The sequence below is a fragment of the Pseudomonas sp. SJZ079 genome, assembly GCF_007993865.1.
Classification (GTDB): Bacteria; Pseudomonadota; Gammaproteobacteria; order Pseudomonadales; family Pseudomonadaceae; genus Aquipseudomonas.
The window spans coordinates 19953-35378 of record NZ_VIUH01000016.1; the positions used below are offsets into that span (position 1 = coordinate 19953).

Below are 15426 nucleotides of genomic sequence, written 5' to 3' on the forward strand. Positions count from 1 at the left end.
TGTGGCTAGTTCAATTAGTCAATTTCGGCGTCTGAGGCCCCGATACTGCGTTGCCGCTTCTCGCCATAGCCCGCTATGACTCGTCGCAGCTCCTGGTCTCGCAGCCTCGGCCATTCGAACTTGAGTTAACCAACTAACCGTACAGGCCACTAGGCCGATTGAACGGATGCGACCCTGCCCATGCTCACCCTCTACCACGCCCCTGATCTGGAAACCCTCGGCGAGCTGGCCACCAGCCTGCTCGGCCAGCCGCAACGCGAGCCTTTCGCCCCGGCGCTGGTGGTGGTGCCGAGCCAGGGCATCGGCCGCTGGCTGACCCTGGAGCTGGCGCGCAAGCAGGGCATCGCCATGCAGCTGGAGGTGCAGCTGCCGGCCAAGTTCGTCTGGGATCTGTCGCGCCTGGTGCTTGGCCAGCTGCCCGAGCAGTCGGCGTTCTCTCCCAGCACCCTGAGCTGGCGCCTGTACGACTGGCTGTGCGAGCCGGAGCAGCTGGTCCAGGCGCCGCGCCTGGCGCACTACCTGGAGGGCGGCGACGAGCGCCGGCGGCTGTCGCTGGCGGCGAAGATCGCCGACGTATTCGACCAGTACCTGCTGTATCGCGACGACTGGCTGGCGGTCTGGGAGCGCAACGAATTGCTCGAGCTGGGCCCGGATGAAGCCTGGCAGGCGCTGCTCTGGCGCGAGCTGACCCGTGACGGCCACCCGCACCGCGCGCGCCTGCTCGACGAGCTGCTGCAGCGCCTGCATGGCGGCGAAGCGCTCGCCGGCCTGCCGGAACGCCTGCTGGTGTTCGGCATCAGCAGCCTGCCGCCGCACCACCTGCGCGTGCTCGAGGGCTTGGCGCGGCATACCGAGGTGGTGATCTTCGCCCTCAACCCGTGCCGCGAGGCCTGGGGCGATATTCGCGACATGCGTGAATTGGCGCGGCAAACCGAGCTGAGCCCGGACGACTGGTACCTGGACGTCGGTCATCCGTTGCTGGCCAGTCTGGGTAAGCAGGGGCGGGACTTCTTCGATGCCCTGTTCGCCCTGGCTTCGAGCGAGGGCAGTCAGGAGATCGGTATCTACTCGGAAGATGCCGACCTGCACGACGGTAGCCTGTTGCAGGCCTTGCAGAACGACATCCTGCGCCTGCGCACCCGCCAGCCGGAGGAGCGTCTGGCGCTGCGTGAGGATGACCGCTCGCTGGAGGTGCATGTCGCCCACTCGCCGCTGCGCGAGGTGGAAATCCTGCATGACCAGTTGCTCGCGCGTTTCCAGGCCGACCCGCAGTTGAGCCCGGATCAGGTGGTGGTGCTGACCCCGGACATCGAGCGCTATGCGCCCTATATCGAAGCGGTGTTCGCTCCGCGCGAAGGGGTGCCGCGTATCCCCTTCAGCCTGGCCGACCGTAGCCTGCGCGCGGAAATTCCACTGATCGAGGCCTTCCTCAACCTGCTGGCCCTGCCCGACAGCCGCTTCGCCGCCGAGGAAATCCTCGCCTGGCTGGAGCAACCGGCCCTCGCTCGGCGTGCCGGCATAGAGGCGGAAGACCTGCCGCTGCTGCGTGACTGGCTGCGCGACGCCGGGGTGCGCTGGGGCCGCGACAGCGGCCATCGTGAGCAGCTGGGGCTGCCGGCAGATGCGGCCTTCACCTGGCGCCAGGGCCTGGATCGCCTGTTGCTGGGCTTTGCCGCGCCGCCACAGTTGGCCGGCTTGGCGGCGCCCTTGCTCGGCGACAGCTGGCCGCTGGATGCCCTGGAAGGCGGTCGCGCGCAGCTGCTCGGGCGCTTGTGCGCCTTCGTCGAGCGTCTGGCCGCGCTGGCGCAGAGCATGCAGCGCCCGCGCAGCCTGGCCGAGTGGGCCGAGACCCTGCTCGGGCTGATCGACAACCTGTTCGACGAGCGCGAGGCCGGCGATACCTTGTTGCTGCTGTCCAAGGCCTGCGCCGCCCTGGCCGAGCAGGCCACGGCGTCTGGCATCGAACGACCGCTGGAGCTGGCGCTGATCCGTCAGCAACTCAGTGCGGCGCTGGAGCAGGGCAGCGGCGCTTCGGGCTTTCTCACCGGCGCGGTGACCTTCTGCACCATGGTGCCGATGCGCAGCCTGCCGTTCCGCCTGGTTTGCCTGCTCGGTCTGGACGACGGCGCGCTGCCTCGGCGCACACCGGCCGCCGGCTTCGACCTGATCGGCCAGAAACCCCGGCGTGGCGACCGCGCGCGACGTCTGGACGACCGCTACCTGCTGCTGGAAACCCTGCTCTCGGCGCGCAGCGGCCTGTATTTGAGCTACGTCGGCCGCGACCCGCGCAGCAACGCCGAGCTGCCGCCTTCGGTGCTGGTCAGCGAGTTGCTGGATGTCATCGACCTGACCGCCGTCTGTGGCAATGCAGCTGGTGGCAGCGGCCTTGGCCGCGATGCGTCATCCACAGATGCTGCTCGGCCAAGGCCGCTCCCACAAGAGCAAAAAGCCAGCGCGCAGATCAGCCTACAGCACCCGTTGCAACCCTTCGCCCCCGGCAATTTTTCCGGCGGCCAGCAGGCCGGCTTCGCCGCGCCCTGGTTTCGCGCGGCGCAGCGCCTGAGCCAGGCGGTCGAGCAACCGCTGCCCTTTGCCAGCGCCTTGAGCGAGCCGGACCAGGACTGGCTGACCCTGGAACCCAGTCAGCTGATTCACTGTTTCAAGCACCCGGCGCGCTACCTGCTGGAGCAGCGCCTCGGCCTGCGCCTGGCGCAAGGCGAAGAGGCCCTGGCCGGCGACGAGCCGTTCAGCGTCGAATGGACCAGCCAACACGGCCTGCGCCAACTGGCCCTGCAGGCCATCGAGCGGGGCTGGAGTGAGCGCGAGGAGCGCGCCGTGGCCGCCGCCTCGGGCTGGTTGCCGGTGGGCGAGTTGGGGCAGGCGCATTGGGGGCAGATTCGCGGACCGATTCGCGCCTTCGCTCCGACCCTGTTCGACGAGCGCCCCGACGACACCCCGCAACCGCTGCTGGTGGATCTCCAGCTGGCCGGCGTGCGCATCCATGGCTGGCTCGACGGCGTCAGCGCCAGCGGCTTGTTCGACTACCGCCTGCGCGATTTGGGCGCCTGGGAACTGGCGCCGTTCTGGCTGCGCCACCTGCTGCTCAACTGCGCCGCCACCCCAGGCATCGCCCGCGACAGCCGTCTGTTGTCGCCGAAGAGCGAGTGGCGCCTGGGGCCGCTGGCGGGGCCGCTGGAGCTGCTGCAACCCTGGCTCGAGGCCTACAAGTCGGCACTGCGCGAACCGCTGCCGCTGTTGGCCAAGTGCAGCTATGGCTTCGCCAAGAAATGGCGCAAGCCCGGACGCAAGGAGCCCATCGACGCGGCCCGCGCGGAAGCCCGGGTGATGTGGCTAGGCAACGACTTCATGAGCGGCGAGAGCCAGGACCCCTGGAACGCCCTGGCCTTCCGTGACCGCGAGCCGCTGGACGAACGCTTCGAAACGCTGGCCGAACAGTTGTACGGCCCGGCGCTGGACGCCTTGCAGGGTGAAGAGGAAGACCACCCATGAGCAGCGCCCATCTGGATCTCCTCAGCGACTCCTTCAGCGGCCGTTCGCTGATCGAAGCCAGTGCCGGCACCGGCAAGACCTGGACCCTCACCGCGCTGTACGCCCGCCTGCTGCTGGAGAAGCAGCTGTCGGTGGCGCAGATTCTGGTGGTGACCTTCACCACCGCGGCCACCGCCGAACTGCGCGAGCGCATTCGTAAGCGCCTGGCCGAACTCTTGGCGGTCTACGAGCAGGGTCCGGGAGCGGACGAGTTGCTCAACCGCCTGCACGCCCAGTACCCGGATGCGGCCAGTCACCGCCGGCTGCTGCTGGCGGTGCATGGCTTCGACGAGGCGGCGATCTTCACCATTCACGGTTTCTGCCAGCGTGCCCTGCAGGACGCCGCGTTCGAGGCCGGTGGTGACTTCGACAACGAACTGACCCACGACGACCGGGAGATTCTCGACGCCCTGCTCGCCGACCTGTGGCGGCATGAGCTGGCCGCCGCCGAGCCGGAATGGGCGGCCTTTCTGGTGCAGCGCAAGCTCACCCCGCAGAGCCTGCGCCAGCGTTTGCGCAACCACCTGGGCAAGCCCTACCTGCGCATCGAGCCGCAACCCGGCGCCAGCAGCGAGATGAGCGCTCTGCGCGAGGCCTGGCAGCAGGCGCAGCGCTGCTGGCAGCGCGACAGTGCGGCCTGGCTGGAGCAGCTTAAGGCCTTCGACGGCTTCAAGAGCAATATGTGCAACCCGGCCAAGCTGGGCCTCTGGCAGGCCGAGCTGGAGGGCTACTTCAGCGATGCCGCCGCCCTGTTCAGCAAGACCGAGGCGCACCAGCGGCTATCCCGTGAGGGCCTGGCCAAGGCCAGCAAGAAGGGCAGCAGCGCGCCGCACAGCCCGCTGGCCGAAGCCCTGCAAGGCCTTTGTGAGGCCCTGGAGGCGGCGCAACCCGAGGCCGAGCAACGGCTGATCGACCTGCAGGTGCGGCTGATCGGCCAGCTCAACCAGCAGTTGCCACAGCGCAAGGCGGCGCAGCGTCTGCTGGCCTTCGACGACCTGCTCAACAAGCTACAGCAGGCGCTGTACGGCGAGGGCGGCGAGCACCTGGCCGGCACCCTGCGCGAGCAGTACCCGGTGGCGCTGATCGACGAGTTCCAGGACACCGATCCGGTGCAGTACCAGGTGTTTCGCCGCATTTATTCAAACTCTGACGCCGCCAGCGAGGGGCGCAGTAGCCAGGGTGGTGATCTGTGTTTTGTCGGCGACCCCAAGCAGGCCATCTATGCCTTCAGGGGGGCGGACCTGGCCACCTACCTCAAGGCCCGCAGCGAGGCCGCGCGGCAGTACAGCCTGGCCACCAACCACCGCTCGACCCCCGAGCTGATCGCCGCGCTCAACCAGCTGTTCGACCGACCCATGCCGTTCGCCGAACCGGGACTCAGCTACCCGCCCGTCGGTGCCAGCCAACGGCCACGGCCGCAGCTGGTGCTGCCCGTTGTCGAGGATGAGCAGGACGCGCCTTTGGCCCTGGTGTGGCTGGATGACGACTACCTCGGCAAGGGCGAGGCCGGCGCCCTGGTCGCCCGCGATACCGCGCGGCGCATCGCCGCCGTGCTGGCGGCGAGTAGCCAGGGCGAGGCTTATTTTGAAGAACCTGACGCAGCTATCGCGGAACGCAGCAGCTTTAAGCGGACTCCGCTCAAGGGCGGGGATATCGCGGTGCTGGTCGCCAGCCACCGCCAGGCCAGCGAAGTGGCTAGCGAACTGGCCGAACGCGGCGTGCCCAGCGTGCGCCGCGGCAAGGAAAACGTCTGGCACAGCGAAGAGGCCGCCGCACTGGCCGCAGTGCTCGCCGCCTACGCCGAGCCGGGCCGCGAGGGCGCGTTGCGCTACGCCCTGGCCAGCCGTCTGCTGGGCCGTAGCGCGGCGGATCTGGCCGCCTGCCAGGACGACGCCCGCGCCTGGGACGAGGAGCGCGAAGCCGCCGAACGCTACCACCAGCTCTGGCAGCAGCAGGGTTTCATGCGCGCCTTCCGCGCCTGGCTGGACGAGCAGCAGGTGGCGCAGCGCTTGCTGGCCCTGGTCGACGGCGAGCGTCGCCTGACCAACCTGCTGCACCTGGCCGAGCTGCTGCAAACCGAGAGCCTGCAGCGTTCGGGGCTGGAGCAGCTGCTGAGCTGGTTCAACGCCCAGCGCAGCAGTGAGGCCCACGGCGAGGAGGCCCTGCTGCGCCTGGAGAGCGATGCCGAGCGGGTGCAGATCGTCACCATCCACACCGCCAAGGGCCTGGAATACCCGCTGGTGTTCTGCCCCTACCTGTGGGACGGCGCCCTGTTGCGCCAGCAGGAAGACATCACCTGCCATGCCGACGACGGCACGCCGTTGCTCGACCTCGGTGGTGAGGACTTCGATACGCACCGCGAGCGTGCCCGCCACGAGCGTTTCGCCGAGCGCCTGCGCCTGACCTATGTGGCCCTGACCCGTGCCCGCGACCGTCTGTGGCTGCACTGGGGCCCGGTGGACTGCAAGCCGAAGAAGGACGGCAGCCTCAGCGAGGCCGGTCTGCACAGCAGCGCCCTGGCCTGGCTGCTGCACGGCCGCAGCTTGCCAGGCGAGGATGCCCTGGGCGAATTGGCCGGCCATCTGCAGAGCCTCAGCCCGAGCGGCCTGCGCAGTGAAATCGAGCAACTGGTGGCCAGCAGTCAGGGGCAGATGGCCGTGCAGCCGCTGCGCGAGCGCGAAGCCAGTGCCGCCGGGGAACGCCGCGCAGCGGCGCCGCAGCAACTCGAGCAGCTGCGCCGCAGCCTGTACAGCGCCTGGCGTATCGGCAGCTTCTCCGGCCTGGCCGCCGGCATGCACATGGAGGCGCCGGACCGTGACGGGCTGCAGATGCCGGCTGCCAGCGAACCGGGTGCGGGCTTCTTCGCCTTCCCCCGTGGCGCCCGTGCCGGTACCTGCCTGCACGCGATTCTGGAGGACTGGGCGCGCGGCAAGGCGCCGCTGGCCGAGCTGATCGAGCCGGCGCTGAGCGGCCACGGCATCAGCAGCGACTGGGGCGAAGTGGCGCTGAGCCAGTTGCAGCAGGTGGTCGATAGCGATCTCGACGGCCAGGGTCTGACTCTTGCCAGCCTGCAGTCGGCGCGGCGCCTGCCGGAACTGGGCTTCACCTTCCCGGTGGCGAATCTGGATGTGGCGCGTCTGCGGGCGATCCTCAGCGATCCGGCCTTTGGGCTGCCCGCGCCGATGCGCGAGGCCGCCGCGCGCCTGGAGTTCGACAGCCTCAAGGGCTTTCTCAAGGGCTTTATCGATTTGACCTTCGAACATGACGGGCGCTGGTACATCGCCGACTACAAGTCCAACTGGCTCGGCCCGGACGCCAGTTTCTATGGCGGTGAGCGGCTGATCCAGGCGCTGGCTGGTGAGCACTACTACCTGCAATACCTGATCTACCTGGTGGCGCTGCGGCGCTTCCTGCGTCAGCGCCTGGCCGAGTTCGACGACAGTCAGCTGGGCGGCGCCTACTACCTGTTCCTGCGCGGCATGCCGAGTGCCGGGGTGTATTTCGCCCGACCGGCTGACAGCCTGCTGGATGCCCTGGATCGACTGTTTGCGGAGGGCGTCTGATGCGCACGCTGAGTAGCCCGGATGCAATCCGGGGGGCTTACCGGACACCGCGAAATCCGCTCCCGGAATGCATCCCGGCTAGGGCTTTGCTGCAGTTTATTCGTGTAGGAGCCAGCTTGCTGGCGATCCGCTGTCGAGATAACAGCATCGCCAGCAAGCTGGCTCCTACCAAGATTGTGCTGCTGTCCGGAGAGCTGCCGTGAACCTTACCGACCTGCCCCTCGGCCCGCTGGAGCGTGCCCTGGTCGACAGCCTGCAGCGTCTCGATCCCGAGGCCAATACCCTGGTGCTGGCCTCGGCGGCGCTGCTCTGTGCGGCCCTGGACAAGGGTGATGTGTGCCTGCCGCTGGCGCGTCTGGCCGGGCAGCGTCCGTGGCCGGAACACGGCTATACCTTGCCGGCGTTGAGTGACTGGCTGACTGAATTGAACGCCTCGCCGCTGGTGGGCGCGGCCGGCGCCTTCAGCCCCCTGACCCTGGTGGGGCAGCGCCTCTATCTCGCCCGTTATCAGGCCTACGAGCAGCAGCTGGCCGAACAGTTATTGTTGCGCGCAGCGGATCTGCCGGTGGTCGATGAAGCACAGTTGAGCGAGAGCCTGACGCGCCTGTTCGCCTTCAACGCCACATCACAATCAGGCCAGCCACCCGACTGGCAACGCCTGGCCGCCGCGCAGGCGGTGCGGCGCAAGCTGGCGGTGATCTCCGGCGGCCCAGGCACCGGCAAGACCACCACAGTGGTGCGCCTGCTCGCCGCGCTCTTGGAGCAACCGGGCGGCGAGCGTCTGGCCATCGGCCTGGCCGCGCCGACCGGCAAGGCGGCGGCGCGCATGGCCGAGGCGATCCGCAACGCCAAGGCCGCGCTGCCGGTCAGCGACGCGGTGAAAGCGCACCTGCCGGAGGAGGCGCGCACCCTGCACCGCCTGCTCGGCAGCCGCGGCGACAGCCCGCAAGTGCGGCACCACGCGGCCAATCCGCTGGCGCTGGATGTACTGGTGGTCGACGAAGCCTCGATGGTCGACCTGGCGCTGATGGCCAAGCTGGTCGACGCCCTGCCGCCGACGGCGCGGCTGATCCTGCTCGGCGACAAGGACCAGCTGGCGGCGGTGGAAGCCGGTGCGGTGTTCGCCGAACTGTGCGAGGGCCGCGGCTTCGACGCCCAGGCCGCCGCCGACTTGCAGCGCATCACCGGCCAGCAGGTCACGGTGGAAGACCCGCGTTCGGCGCTGGGCGATGCGGTGGTGCTGTTGGCGCACAGCCACCGCTTCGCCGGCGACAGCGGCATCGGCGAACTGGCCCGGCGCATCAACGGCGGCGATGTCGTCGGCACCCTCAAATTGCTAGGAGAGCCGCGCAGCGATCTGGCCTGGCAGGCGCAACCGACGCCGCAGGACTTGCTGGAGCGCCTGGACCGCGGCTATGCGCCGTTCCTCGCCGCCGCCAAGCACGGCGATCCAGCGCAGGCCTTCGCCGCATTCAATGCCTTCCGTGCCCTCTGCGCGCAACGCGAGGGCCCCTGGGGCGTGTCCGGGATCAACGAGGCGCTGGAGGCGCGGATCAAACGGCGCAGCCAGGTGGCCAGCCGTGAGCGCTGGTATGCCGGCCGCGCGGTGATGGTGCGGCAGAACGACTACGCCCTGGGCCTGTTCAATGGCGATATCGGCATCTGCCTGCACAGCGAGCATGGCCTGCGGGTGTTTTTCGAGGCCGAGCAGGGTTTGCGCCCCTTCGCCCCGGCGCGGCTGCCCAGCCACGACAGCGCCTTCGCCATGACCGTGCACAAGAGCCAGGGCTCGGAATTCAGCGAGGTGTTGCTGGCGCTGCCCGAGCAGCCCAGCCCGTTGCTGACCCGCAGCCTGTTCTACACCGGCATCACCCGGGCCAAACACAAGGTGGAAATCTGGGGTCTGCCGGCGCGTCTGGGCGAGGCGGTAAGCAGCAAGGCGGAGCGGGCGGCGGGGCTGGCGGAGCGATTGCAGCTGCCGTCTGCACTAAGGCCGGTGCCGGCGAATCTTCGCGGCCAGCAACTGGGGTTGTTCGGATGACACATCGGTCTCGCTGCTAGACCGACTCTAGCGGCCGGACCGGTCATCGTGTCTACACTCAAGGCATTTGCCGGGCTGCGTTGTTGTGGCCGGCATTTTCTGATGGATACTAGGGTCGATATTAATGCGGACCCCTTTGCTATGGGTTTTGATCATCAGCCTGTGCCAGCCGGCCTTGAGCTGGGCCGAGCGTTTGCGTCTAGTCACCGGGGATGGTTATGCGCCCTTCACCGGGCAGGCATTGCCCGGCGGCGGTATCCTCAGCCAGGTGGTACAGGCCGCACTGCGCCAGCGTCAGGTGGACAGTGAGCTGGACTGGCGACCCTGGAACCGCGGCTTGCTCATGACCCTGAATGGCGCGTACGACGCCACCTTTCCTTACGTGCGCTCCGCAGAACTGGAGAAGGACTACCACTACTCCGAGCCTCTGCTGGTAGTCAGGCAGCATATTTTCAGCCGGTCCGATGAGGTGTACGAGGTCGACGATCTACCGGCGCTGGCGGGCAAGAAGCTTTGCTACCCGCTCGGTTGGCAGCTGCCGGTGGCTATCCAGGGGATGGTCGAGCAGGGCCTGCTGACTCGCCATGCACCTATCGGCCTGAATGAGTGCGCCCGTTTGTTGTTACTCGGTCGCGATGACTTCTTCATCGCCAATGGTCCTATTGGCGAAGTGGCGTTGAGTCTGACGGAGCAGCCCTTTGCGCAGTTTCGCCGTTCGCAAAGCGCATTTGCGCAAACGACCCTGCATGTCATCGTGCCGCGGCGGCATCCACACGCGCACAGGGTATTGCAGCGCTTCAATGAGGGCTTGGCGCTGCTGCGTGATGGCAGTGAGTACCAACGTCTGATCGAGCATTACCTGCGCCAGAGAGATGGACAGGCCAGCCGCTAAGCGGGCCTGTGTTGACGCTCCAGTCAGGCCGTCACGAGCATTAGCAGCACAGGCAGGCTGGCCGCCGCCAGCAGGGTCTGCAGGGTGATCAACCCGGCCATCAGCTGGCTGTCGCCGCCCAGTTGGCGGGTCAGCACGTAGGCGGTGGGCGCCGTCGGCAGGGCGAAGAACAGTACCAGCACGCTGCTTTCCATCGCCGGCAAGTTCAGGCCGTAAGCCACGGCCCAGGCCAGCAGCGGCATGGCCAGCAGGCGCAGCAGGCTGTTCCAGGCCAGCGCGGGAATTTCCCCGCCGAGCTGTTCGGGTTTCAGCGCCGCACCGACACAGAGCAAGCCGAGCGGCAGGCTGGCGGCGGCGAGCAGGCCGAGCAGGCGGTCGCTGCCGCCGGGCAGGCCGAGGCCACTGAGGTTGAGCAGCACGCCGCCGAGGCAGGCGAGGATCAACGGGTTCTTCAGCACTGGCAGCAGCAGGCTGCGGGTGCTGACCCCGCGCTCGGCGGTCAGCGACCAGACCGACAGCACGTTCACCGTCGGCACCATCAAGGCCAGCATCAGCGCCGCCAGAGTCAGGCCGTCCTGGCCGAACAGGCTGCCGATCGCGGCCAGGCCCAGGTAGGTGTTGAAACGCAGGGCGCCCTGGGTGAAGGCGCCAAAACGCCCGGCCGGCCAGCCGCGCAGGCGCCGCAGCAGGAGCAGGGCCAGCCAGCCGCCGCCCAGGCCGAGCATCACCGCCAGGGCCAGGCGTGGTAGCGCCGGATTGTCCAGCGGCGCGCTGGCCAGGCTGCTGAACAGCAGGGCGGGAAACAGCATGAAGTAGTTCAAGCGCTCGGCGCCGGGCCAGAAGGCCTCGTTGGGAAACTCCCAGCGGCGCAGGTAATAGCCGGCGACAATCAGGGCAAATAACGGCCACAAGGCCAGCAGCAAATCGAGCACGACAACCCCCCGCCAATAGATAGGCGGCTATCTTGGTCAGGCCGCAGCCGCGGCGCAAGGGTGATCTCGGGACTACGCTGGCGCACAGCCTTAGGTGAGGAGGGATTATGAACCAAGTCCACAGCGGCGGTTGCCAATGCGCTGGCTTGCGCTACCAGTTCGAGGCGCCATTGCGCGATATCGCCCATTGCCATTGTTCGGTGTGCCGCCGTTGCAGCGGCGGCATAGTCACCACCTGGCTTACGGTGCCGCTGGCGAGTTTCCGCTGGTTGCTCGGTACGCCGGCCGAGTACGCCTCATCGGCAAGTTGCACGCGCTACTTCTGCCCAGGCTGCGGCGCCCAGTTGGCGCTGTTCAGCACGCTCAGCCCGGCCACCCTGGACGTGACCGTCGCCACCCTGGATCGGCCCGAGCTGGCGCCGGCGGATCGGCATATCTGGGTGCAGAGTCGGCTGCCCTGGCTGCATCTGGATGAGCAGTTGCCTGAGCAATGGCAGGAGCAGATACCCTGATCCGCGCCGCGCGTTGTCCGTGGGAGCGCTCTTGAGCGCGATGCTTTCGCGGCCAAGGCCGCTCCCACAAAAAAACGCGGGGCTGCTGTTGCGGTTCAGGGCAGCTCCAATCCGCCGCTGGCCTTATGCAGCGCGCGCAGGTGTTGGCTGAGCCGTTTCAGGTTGTCCTCGTTGGCTTCCAGCTCCGCCAGCCGCGCGGGCTCCAGCAGGTTGCGCACTTCCTGATCGAGGTCGTTGCTGAGTTGCCGCAGTTGCTGCTGGCGCTCGCGACTCTGCGCCTCCAGGCGCCGCCATTCGCTGGCTTGCGGCAGACCATAACCGCCCTCGAGCAGTTCTGCCGGACGGCTGAGAAAGCCACTGTTGGCGAGTATCTGCTCGAGTGCCACGCCGGCCTTGTTCAGGCTCGGGTCCTGAGCGGCGCGCCCGGTCAGGTAACGCTGCTTGAGTTCATCCTGGGCCAGCAGCAGTTGCCGGCGTAGCGCCGCCTGCTCCAACAACAGCAGTGCGGCGCTGGCGCGCAGGTCGGCCTTGGCGAACCAGGGGCGGCGCGCACTGGCCGGTTGCGCGAGCCAGTCTTCGACCCGTGGCTGCTCGATCGGCAGGCGCTGTTGCAGCACCTCGAACATGGCCTGGTAACGGTCGCGGTAAGAGTCGAAGCGATAGCCCAGGCGCAACGCCTCGCGTGGGTCGTCGAGCACGCTGCGGTCGGCCAGGCCGCGGCCGACCAAGGTCTCCAGCAGGCCGTTGGGCAGGATGCTGTCGAGTGCCTGCAGGCGCGGGTGACCGCTACCGCTGCGCAGCAGCTTGAGGGTTTCCACCGCACAGTTGTTGGAAATGAAGTAGTAGTCGCCGTCATAGCTCCAATGCTGCTCGGCGGCGCGGCTGACCAGTTGCTCGAGCTGCTCGCGGGTCAGCTTCAGCGGCACCGAAGCCAGGCTGCGCAGCTCGACTTTGGTGTATTCATCGATCACCTGGGCCAGCGGCAGGACGAACAGGCGCGACGGGTAGGCACCGGTCAGGCCGTCCCAGCTGGACAGCTGCACATCGCCGACGAAGGCGCGATAGGACAGCACCAGGTGCTGATCCAGATCCAGCCGGCAATCCGGCCCGCGCGGGCGACCCTCGGCACAGATCACCAGGCGCAGCATGCTGTGGCCCCAGCGGCTGACCCAGGCATCGTTGGCCTCGGCCAACAGGAAATCGACCTGATAGACCCGCTCGGGATCGAGTCGGCCCAAGGGCTGGCGGGCGAAGTCGCTGCCGGCATTCAGGTAGGCATAGCTGTCGGCGCAGCGCTGCTGCTGGCGTGGCGCCCAGTCGAAGTGCTGGCGAAAATAGCCGGCCAGCGACGGCCGGCGGCAGGCATAGCTGGGATCGAGGAGGAAGTACTCCAGGTTCACCGCGACGAACTCGCGCGGGTTGCTCAGTTCATAGCGGTCCGGGCTGCGCGCGACCTGGCCATTGTGCTGTTCGCGGGCACCCCGCCGGCCGACGTACTGTGGCCAACCCGCCAGGTCGAGCAGGCGCGGGTCGTCGCTGAGGGTGAAGCGTCGCTCGGTCTGCCCCCGGCAGGCGTCGGGCAAACCGACCGGGCCGAGGCTGCCGGCACGACGTCGGCACCAGGCGAGGTGATTCCGCTCAGGCGTCGACCAGAGCCGCGCACGGTCATACAGGTGGGTGAGTTCATGCAGCACGGTGGCCAGCAACTCGCGGCGGACGTTGCCGTGCGGGCGCTGAGTCGGGGTGCTGGCGGCGCTGCCGTCACTCAATCCGGGCAGCAGCGAGGCATTCAGCTCGATACCGCTGAAACGCCCGGCGCGACCATAGACCTCGGCCGGCATCGGTCGCCAGCGCACGTTGACGCGGCGATCCAGTTGCCGGGTGAAGCGTGGTGGCAAGGCGGCCAGCGCCTCGTCCAGCAAGACCTGGCTGGCCTGGCGCTCGTTCGGCTTGAGCGCTTCGCCCTCCAGCGTCAGGCGGAGCTCGGCGTGGTTGCTGGCGCTGATCAGGAGTAGGGCCAGCAACCAGACACGAGGCGGCATCAACGGGCGAGGATGGCTTCGGCCAGGGTTTGGTCGGAGGCCTTCTGCGCTTCGGGCACCTGGCTGCGAATGCTGTTGAGGGCCGCTTCCAACTGGGCGCCGCGGATCGCACCCTGGCTGGCGACGAAGCTGGCGGCATCGTCACGGGCGGCGAGGACGATTTTCGAATCGCGGATCGAGGTGGTGGTGTCCGAGGTGAAGTCGAGGGTACGGTCTACCGCCCGCACGATGACATTGCTGGTGGCGACCAGGGTTTGCGCCTGAGCGCTGCCGGCGATCAGGACAGCCGCAGTAACGGCGGTGAGCAAACGACGATGCATGGCGATCTCCGAAAAGCGAAAGGGGGCATTGTCGGATGTTAGACGAATCTGCCCGGCCGCGGTTCCTGCGTGCCATCCGCACGGGCTTGGCCGCTGCCTCGATCAGGCAACGCAATAGCGGCGGACGGCTCGGCGGTGCAGTGACTTCGGGGTCTTACAGACTGAGGATCGCCTGCGCCAGTTGCAGGTCGTTGCCGGCCAGCTCAGGCGCCTGTTGACGAATATGGCGCAGGGCGGCCTCCAGCTGTGCGCCGCGGATCGCGCCTTGGCTGGCGATGAAGCTGGCGGCGTCGGCGCGCGCGGCAAGCACTAGCTTGTCGTCGCGTAGCGAGGAGGTGGCATCGGAGGTGGCGTCCGAGGTGCCGACCAGCGCCCCGGCCACGGCATCGGTGGTGGCTACGAAGCTGGAGGCCGAAGCGGCGGAGGACAGCGCGAATAGGCTAAGAAAGCCAAGCGTGTGTAAAGGATTCATCCTGAAACTCCCACATGAGGCTGGACGGCGCGCCGGTTGAGCGCGCCGAGTCAGGTTAAGCCTAGCTCAGTGGCTATGGGGTAAGCCATGCTGGCTCAACGCCAGAAGGGTTTCTCCAGCTCGGCGAAGCGCTCGCTCAGGCTGATACCGGCATCGGCCAACTGGCGCTCGTCCAGCGTGGCCAGTTGGCGGCGGGTACGGGCGTTAAGCAGCCAACGTGCGACGCGGGCACGCCAATGGGTTGCTGGTGGCGGGACTGTCCGAAGGGTGCTGCTGAGGATGCTTTCCATGGCAATCGACCTTCCCGCGCGTGGCGGGAGTTGGGTATGGGGAGCCATGGTCGCGCGATGGGGGCTTGGCTGGCAGTCACAGCGAAGTGAAATTGTATTGGTGCAGTTGAATCTATTCAGTAACTGTTCTGTTCCCTGCGGCGCTATCTGTGCCGGTCGCTGCGGCTATCGGCCTGCGCAAAACGACAAAACCCGCCAACGCTGAGCGTGGGCGGGTTTTGTGTGCAGCGTTGCGAGCGGCTTGCGCCGCGGCGCTTAGCGCCAGAACGGCTTACCCAGCTCGGCGTGGCGCTGGCTCTCGCTGATCCCTGCGTCGGCCAGCAGGCGGGCATCCAGGCGCGCCAGTTGGCGGCGGCTGACGATGCGGCGCTGCCACAACAGGAGGGTAGCGGCCATGCGCAGCGGCAGTGGGCTGGTGGCGTTGGAGGTGCTTTGCTCGAAAAACAGATCGGAACTGAGGGTGCGTTCCATGGTGACATCCTTCCGCTTGTGGCGGGTCTAGAGAGTGTTCTACTGGTTGCTAATGTTCCGCTTCTGGCAACAGATGCAGTAGCCACAGTTGCGTTAAATTGCAGGCCTATTAGATAGTTTGCTTTGTAACTGTTTTGTTGATTTTTGCGGAAACTGTACGGGTGATAAGTGGTATGGCGTGCATTTTGATAAATATCAGGGTTTTTAACTGCGATTAATGTATTTCTACAGGTATTTGCTATAGGTACAGTTTTAAATTGATTGCTAGAAGCCGTTGACCTGTCGTTCAGTTATTTCCGCTGCAATGCCCTTCTGGTGTGTTGAACTGTACCTGTCTCAGGT

General features: G+C 67.2%; 11 protein-coding genes. 5 read left to right on the forward strand and 6 right to left on the reverse strand.

Features of this window, described 5'->3' with window-relative positions; translation table 11 throughout:
- Positions 1–180 precede the first annotated feature (180 nt).
- From recC to FBY03_RS14925, 4 genes are all read left to right on the forward strand, one after another.
- Positions 181–3510, forward strand: coding sequence for an exodeoxyribonuclease V subunit gamma (gene recC / locus FBY03_RS14910; protein ID WP_147173158.1), 3330 nt, complete (start codon positions 181–183; stop codon positions 3508–3510).
- The gene (gene recB, locus FBY03_RS14915) at positions 3507–7112 is read left to right on the forward strand and encodes an exodeoxyribonuclease V subunit beta (RefSeq protein ID WP_147173159.1); all 3606 of its coding nucleotides are present in this window, start codon (positions 3507–3509) and stop codon (positions 7110–7112) included. The genes recC and recB overlap by 4 nt, the downstream gene beginning before the upstream one ends.
- Positions 7113–7311: 199 nt before the next feature.
- The gene (gene recD, locus FBY03_RS14920; RefSeq protein WP_147173160.1) at positions 7312–9153 is read left to right on the forward strand and encodes an exodeoxyribonuclease V subunit alpha; all 1842 of its coding nucleotides are present in this window, start codon (positions 7312–7314) and stop codon (positions 9151–9153) included.
- A gap of 124 nt (positions 9154–9277) precedes the next feature.
- The gene (locus tag FBY03_RS14925; protein WP_147173161.1) at positions 9278–10045 is read left to right on the forward strand and encodes an ABC transporter substrate-binding protein; all 768 of its coding nucleotides are present in this window, start codon (positions 9278–9280) and stop codon (positions 10043–10045) included.
- A gap of 23 nt (positions 10046–10068) precedes the next feature.
- Here the strand turns inward: FBY03_RS14925 and FBY03_RS14930 are convergent, their stop codons facing one another.
- The gene (locus FBY03_RS14930) at positions 10069–10998 is read right to left on the reverse strand and encodes an AEC family transporter (RefSeq protein WP_178090669.1); all 930 of its coding nucleotides are present in this window, start codon (positions 10996–10998) and stop codon (positions 10069–10071) included.
- 86 nt (positions 10999–11084) lie between these two features.
- Here FBY03_RS14930 and FBY03_RS14935 point away from each other — a divergent pair, with 86 nt between their 5' ends.
- Positions 11085–11489 carry a GFA family protein gene (locus FBY03_RS14935; RefSeq protein ID WP_147173163.1) on the forward strand — a complete coding sequence of 135 codons (405 nt, stop codon included), beginning with the start codon at positions 11085–11087 and terminating at the stop codon, positions 11487–11489.
- A 95-nt stretch (positions 11490–11584) separates the two neighbouring features.
- On the opposite strand, the gene FBY03_RS14940 is transcribed toward FBY03_RS14935, so the two are convergent.
- The 5 genes from FBY03_RS14940 to FBY03_RS14960 form a co-directional block, all read right to left on the reverse strand.
- Complete coding sequence (locus FBY03_RS14940) at positions 11585–13531, reverse strand: DUF4105 domain-containing protein (protein WP_147173164.1); 1947 nt, start codon at positions 13529–13531, stop codon at positions 11585–11587.
- Complete coding sequence (locus FBY03_RS14945; protein ID WP_147173165.1) at positions 13531–13851, reverse strand: DUF2388 domain-containing protein; 321 nt, start codon at positions 13849–13851, stop codon at positions 13531–13533. The genes FBY03_RS14940 and FBY03_RS14945 overlap by 1 nt, the downstream gene beginning before the upstream one ends.
- A gap of 154 nt (positions 13852–14005) precedes the next feature.
- On the reverse strand, positions 14006–14323 hold the full coding sequence (locus FBY03_RS14950; RefSeq protein ID WP_147173166.1) for a DUF2388 domain-containing protein: 318 nt from the start codon (positions 14321–14323) through the stop codon (positions 14006–14008).
- 95 nt (positions 14324–14418) lie between these two features.
- Positions 14419–14613, reverse strand: a complete 195-nt coding sequence (locus FBY03_RS14955; RefSeq protein ID WP_147173167.1) for a DUF1127 domain-containing protein — start codon at positions 14611–14613, stop codon at positions 14419–14421.
- Between the two features lie 255 nt (positions 14614–14868).
- Positions 14869–15084 carry a DUF1127 domain-containing protein gene (locus FBY03_RS14960; protein ID WP_147173168.1) on the reverse strand — a complete coding sequence of 72 codons (216 nt, stop codon included), beginning with the start codon at positions 15082–15084 and terminating at the stop codon, positions 14869–14871.
- Between the last annotated feature and the right edge of the window lie 342 nt (positions 15085–15426).

Coding starts and splice junctions, on each gene's coding strand:
- FBY03_RS14945 (WP_147173165.1), bottom strand. CDS start 13,851: ATGCATCGTCGTTTGCTCACCGCCGTTACTGCGGCTGTCCTGATCGCC.
- recC (WP_147173158.1), top strand. CDS start 181: ATGCTCACCCTCTACCACGCCCCTGATCTGGAAACCCTCGGCGAGCTG.
- FBY03_RS14925 (WP_147173161.1), top strand. CDS start 9,278: ATGCGGACCCCTTTGCTATGGGTTTTGATCATCAGCCTGTGCCAGCCG.
- FBY03_RS14960 (WP_147173168.1), bottom strand. CDS start 15,084: ATGGAACGCACCCTCAGTTCCGATCTGTTTTTCGAGCAAAGCACCTCC.
- recB (WP_147173159.1), top strand. CDS start 3,507: ATGAGCAGCGCCCATCTGGATCTCCTCAGCGACTCCTTCAGCGGCCGT.
- FBY03_RS14950 (WP_147173166.1), bottom strand. CDS start 14,323: ATGAATCCTTTACACACGCTTGGCTTTCTTAGCCTATTCGCGCTGTCC.
- FBY03_RS14940 (WP_147173164.1), bottom strand. CDS start 13,531: ATGCCGCCTCGTGTCTGGTTGCTGGCCCTACTCCTGATCAGCGCCAGC.
- FBY03_RS14935 (WP_147173163.1), top strand. CDS start 11,085: ATGAACCAAGTCCACAGCGGCGGTTGCCAATGCGCTGGCTTGCGCTAC.
- FBY03_RS14955 (WP_147173167.1), bottom strand. CDS start 14,613: ATGGAAAGCATCCTCAGCAGCACCCTTCGGACAGTCCCGCCACCAGCA.